Origin of the sequence: Micromonospora globispora, from assembly GCF_003857015.1 — a bacterium.
In the GTDB taxonomy this organism is placed as follows: Bacteria; Actinomycetota; Actinomycetes; order Mycobacteriales; family Micromonosporaceae; genus Micromonospora; species Micromonospora globispora.
In genome coordinates this window covers 1-5,215 of record NZ_QGGF01000042.1, presented here as the reverse complement: position 1 = coordinate 5,215, position 5,215 = coordinate 1, and the positions used below count along the sequence as shown (strand labels likewise).

Below are 5,215 nucleotides of genomic sequence, written 5' to 3'. Positions count from 1 at the left end.
GTGTATAAGAGACAGGCCGTGGACGGGCCCCGCCCATCCGTTGCCGGACCGGGGGCGGCCGCTGCCGGGGGAGTCGCGCTCGGCTCCAGGGTCGGCTCGGGCACCTCCGACGGAGGTGGGTCCTCCGGTGTGGGGCGGAAGTCCTCCTCGACCGGGCGGGGCTCCTCGTTCGGCTGCGGCAACGGGTCGAACGGCACCCAGCCGACCCCGTCGAAGAGCACCTCCGGCCAGGCGTACGCGTCCGCCGCACGGACCGGCCCGTCCCCTCGGGGTTCGAAGCCCACCACCACCCGGGTGGGCAGGCCGGCCAGTCGGCCCAGCACCGCGAACGCCGCCGCGAACTGCTCGGAGGTGCCCCGCTGCCCGCCGCCGTTGCGCGGTCCGAAGAGGAAGAAGGCCAGGTTCGGGTACGCGTGCCCGCTGGGCGCGTCCGCGGTGAGCCGGTAGTGCTCGGCGAGGAACTGCTCGATCGCGGCGGCCCGGGCGTACGGCGCGCCGTTGGACTCGGCGAGCTGGGCGGCGAGGCGGCGCAGCTCCTCCGGGGCGCCGTCGGCCACCCGGAGCACCCGGGCCACCGCGTCGCCGGCCGGTACGTTCGCCGTGGCGAGGGGGTTCACGTCCGGGCGCTCGCGGACCGAGGTGACCGTGTAGCGCAGCCCCGGGGTCAGCCCCTCCGGCCGGATCAGCGTCCCGGTCGCCGGGTCGTACGCCACCCGGGCGCCGGTGACCTCGCGCGGCGTGGCGACGGCGGGCAGCAGCCGGCCGGTCAGATCCGCCACGGTGATCTGCTGGTGCACTGTCTCTGTCGTGCTGCCCGGGGCCGGCTCGGCGGCCGGCAGGATCCGTCCCGCGTTGCGGTAGGTGGCGCCCACCCGCCAGGTCACCCCGTCGTAGTCGCTCAGCACCGCCAGCCGGATCCGGTTCGCCTCCTGGTCCGGGCCGCGCGCCCCGCCCGCAGTCGTGACCTCCAGCAGCTTCTGGTCCGGGTTCAGCGTCCAGCCGGAGATCCGGATCAGCGGGTTCTCGTCCAGCGACTCGACCTGCGGCGGCTCGACGTACCGGCGCGGGTCCACCGGGCGCGCGTCGACCTGACCGGCCACCACCGGGGCGAGCAGGGCGGCGAGGCCGACCACCACCGCCAGCCCGGCCAGCCAGGCGGCGACCAGCGGGACCAGCACCGTGTCCGGCGCCGGCTCGACCGGGATCATCGCGGTCAACAGCCGGGGGATCGCGTTACGGGCGGCGTCGGTCGCCACCTGACCGAGACCGCCCGGCAGGTCGGCGTGGGCGGCGGCCAACCACAGGGACAGGGTGGTCCAGCCGGCCAGGGCGAGCACCGACAGCGGCGCCACCAGCCAGGACGGCAGCCGCCGGGCGGCCACGCTGACCAGGACCGAGCCGATCGCCGCGCCGACCGTCAGCCGGATCAGCAGCGGGCCGGCGTACACCCGGCCCAGCACGACGCCGGCCAGGGCGATCATCGTGATCAGCGTCAGCGGCACCGGCACCGCGCGGAGCACCCGCAGCACGGCCGCCCCGGCAGGCCCATCGTCTCCGGATGGCCGGGTCCGCGCGCCGACGGCGTCCGGGACCGCGCTGCCCGGGTCGCCGGCGGTACTGCGCCGGTCCTGAGTGGGCAGCCTCACCACCGGCGGATCCCGTCCCACTCGGCGGCGAACTCGGCGCCGTCGGCCGCGTCCACCACCACCAGGCCCGCCGCGCCGGGTGGCGTCCGGTCCGTCGCGCCGAGGACGCCCACGACCACCGACGGGTACGCCCCGCGCAGCGCACCGACGTGCCCCAACTCCCCGCGGGCCCCCGGCCCGGTGAGGAAGATCAGCGTGTCGCCGAGCCGCTCCTGCCGCAGCCGGCTCATCGCGGTACGCAGCACGTCCACCCCGCCGTCGGCCAGCTCCACCGCGGCGAGCCGGTCCAGCGGGCCGCCGCCCCCGGTCGGATCCTCGGCGTCCGGCGAGACCATCAGCAGCGTGACCGGCAGGTCCTCCCGGATCGTCGCGGCGACCACCGACGCCGCCGCCTCGCAGCCGGACTCGAAGGACTCGGCCACCCCGTCGACCCGCTCGGGGTGGGCGACCGCCCGGTTGTCCAGCGCCACCACGATCCGGGGCAGGCTGGTGTCGACGTTCTCCCGGACCATCAGCTCGCCGACCCGGGCGCTGGTCCGCCAGTGCACCCGGCGCAGCTCGTCGCCGACCACGTACTCCCGTAGCGAGTCGAAGGTGATCGAGCCGTGCGGCACGCTGTCGACCCGACCGTCGAGGCTGCGCCCCGCGCCGGTCGGTACCGCGGTCAACGGGTGGATGCGCGGGTGCACCCAGACCGGCACCGTGCCCCCGTAGGGGCGGGCCAGCGCGACCAGCCCCAGCGGGTCACGGCGGGTCACCCGCAGCGGGCCCACCGGGACGACGCCCCGACGGCGGGTCGGTACCTCGTAGCGGACCGTGGTGTCCCGGCCCGGGCGCAGCCGCAGCAGCGGCACCGGCACCAGCGCGTCACCACAGCGGTCCTGCGCGACCAGGTTCGCCGCCCGCAGCCGCCCGGTGTTGCGGACGGTCACCGTCATGCTGGCCGGCTCACCCCGGGCCACCCGGTCCGGTTCGGCGCTGCGCTCCACCGTCAGCCGGGGCCGCCAGGCCGCGGTGACCAGGGCGTACCCGACCGCGACGGCGGCCGCCGCGCCGAGCACGGTCAGCTCCGGGTACGCGTACCGGAAACCGACGCCGAGCAGCACCACGGCGGCGACGAGCAGCCCGAGACCCCGGGCAGTGATTCCCACGGCTCAGCCGTGCACCGGGGCGGGTTGACCGGCGGGGAGCGGCACCGGCACCGACGCGACCGCCTGGCGCAGCACCTCGGCGGCGGTCACCCCGCGCACCTGCGCGTCCGGGGTGAGCAGCAGCCGGTGCGCGAAGACCGGCTCGACGAGGGTCTTCAGGTCCTCCGGCATGATCCAGCCCCGCCCGTCGATCAGCGCGTACGCGCACGCCGCCCGGGTCAGCGCGATCACCCCGCGGGGGCTGACGCCGACCCGCACCTGCGGGTGGTTACGAGTGGCCGCGGCCAGCCGGACCGCGTACGTGTAGAGCGGCTCGGCGATGTGCACCCGCCGCGCCATCCGGACCATCTCCCCGAGGGTGCCGGTGTCGGTGATCGCGCTGAGCGAGTCGGGAGAGCGGACCGTGGCGCCGCGCAGCACCTCCACCTCGACCGCCTCGTCCGGGTAGCCGACGGAGAGCTTCACCAGGAACCGGTCGAGCTGCGCCTCGGGCAGCCGGTAGGTGCCGTCCATCTCCACCGGGTTCTGCGTGGCCACCACCAGGAACGGCTGCGGCACCGGATGCCCTACGCCGTCCACCGTGACCGTCCGCTCCTCCATCACCTCCAGCAGCGCCGACTGAGTCTTCGGCGACGCCCGGTTGATCTCGTCGGCGATGACGATGTTGGCGAACACCGGACCGGGGTGGAACTCGAAACCCCGGGTGGCCTGGTTGAAGATGGTCACCCCGGAGACGTCCGACGGGAGCAGGTCCGGGGTGAACTGGATGCGCCGCCACTTGCCCTTGACCGTCGCCGCGATCGCCCGGGCCAGGGTCGTCTTGCCGACCCCGGGCACGTCCTCCAGCAGCACGTGCCCTTGGGCGAAGAGCGCGGTCAACGCCAGCCGGACCACCTCCGGCTTGCCGAGGACGACCGCGTTGACGTTCTCGGCCAGCCGGGCGGCGAGGGCGGCGAAGCCCTGCACCTCCGGCTGGCTGAGCGGTTCCTGGGTGTTCACGTGCGGGTGCTCCTCGACTGGCAACGGTCAGCAGGTGGGCAGGAGGTTGATGTTGTCTCCGCCCTCCAGGTTGAGCCAGGCCCACGGGATGTAGTTCCGCCCGGAGTACTCGACCTGCACCCACCAGGTGCTGCGCTTGTCGTTGTTGTAGATGTAGGCGTAGACCTCTTCGCCCTGCTTCTTGCAGTACGCCCGCAGCCGCGTACCGGGCCTCGCCCAGCCGACCTGCTTGGCGTTGTCCTGCCGGGGCACCGAGAAGATCTCGTTGCCGTTGCGGCCGTCCACGTCGGCGTCGCAGTAGGTGGCCTCCGCGCCGGAGGACCCGTTGTTGCAGGTGGCGATCCCGTACAGCGGGTCGGTGGACTGGGCCCGGGTGGCGGTGCCCCGGCCGGCGGCGTTGGTCGCGGTCACCGTCACCGTGTACGCCGTGCCCGGCGTCAGGCCGGTCACCCGCAGGCTGGAGCAGCTGCCGCCGGCGGTCTTCCCACCCGTGGCGGCCGAACAGGTCACGTTGCCGCCGCCCGTGTCCACGGTGAACGTCACCGTCACCGAGGTCGCGTCCGCCGACGAGCCGGTCACGGTGACCCGGGGCGCGGCGACCGTACGCGCGGTGGTGGACGCCTCCGGGCCGGGACCGGCCTCGTTGACCGCCTTCACCTTCACCGTGACGTTCTGCCCGTCGCCGAGCCCGCCGACCGTCGTCCGGGTGTCGGTCACCTCGCTGACCTTCCCCGCCACGTCCACCAGGTACTTCGTCACCGGGCGGCCGTTCTCCGCCGCCGGCGACCACTGCACCGCGATCGTGCCCGGCTGGTCAGCCACCGTGCGGGCCTGCAGGTCCGCCGGCTGCCCGGGCGGGGTGAACGGCACCACCGTGTTGCTCACCGGGGACGCCGCCGAACCGGCACCCTTGTCGTTGACCGTGACCACGGTGAAGGCGTACTGGGTGCCGTACTCCAGCTCGCCGGCCGGGATCACCAGCTCCGTCTTCGTCGACTCGCCGGCCGGGGCGTTCGTGCCGGCCGAGGTGGCGGTGACCGCGTACTTCGCGATGGTGTTGCCCTGGCCGTTGGCCGCCGGCCACTTCACCAGCACCGTGCCGTCCGGCCGGGCCTCGGCGGTGACGCTGGCCGGCGGATCCGGCACGGCGGCGGTCGGGGTGACCGGGTTGCTCCGGCGCGACGGACCGTCGCCCTTGGCGTTCACCGCGTGCACCGAGAAGGTGTACGTCTCGCCGTTGGTGAGGCCGGTGATCTCCACCGCGCGCTGGTTCGCGCCCACCTCGTGGCGTTGCCCGGCGCCCTCCACCACGTACCGGGTGATCTCGGCTCCGTTCGCGGCGGCCGCCCGCCAGCTCACCCGCGCGGAGGCGTTGCCGGCCGCGGCGGTGACGTTACGCGGGGCGCTCGGCTTGCCCAC

4 protein-coding genes are annotated in these 5,215 nt (G+C 74.7%); all 4 read right to left on the bottom strand.

Features of this window, described 5'->3' with window-relative positions:
* The coding region (locus tag DKL51_RS01285) for a transglutaminase TgpA family protein (protein ID WP_221623111.1) at nt 1-1,481 on the bottom strand (1,481 nt) is incomplete at its 3' end.
* Between the two features lie 161 nt (nt 1,482-1,642).
* On the bottom strand, nt 1,643-2,797 hold the full coding sequence (locus DKL51_RS01280; RefSeq protein WP_124811634.1) for a DUF58 domain-containing protein: 1,155 nt from the start codon (nt 2,795-2,797) through the stop codon (nt 1,643-1,645).
* A 3-nt stretch (nt 2,798-2,800) separates the two neighbouring features.
* A complete protein-coding gene (locus DKL51_RS01275; protein ID WP_109966021.1) occupies nt 2,801-3,796 on the bottom strand; it encodes an AAA family ATPase in 996 nt (331 codons plus the stop codon).
* 27 nt (nt 3,797-3,823) lie between these two features.
* Nucleotides 3,824-5,215: fibronectin type III domain-containing protein (locus DKL51_RS01270; RefSeq protein ID WP_148097697.1), on the bottom strand; the 1,392-nt coding region annotated here is incomplete at its 5' end.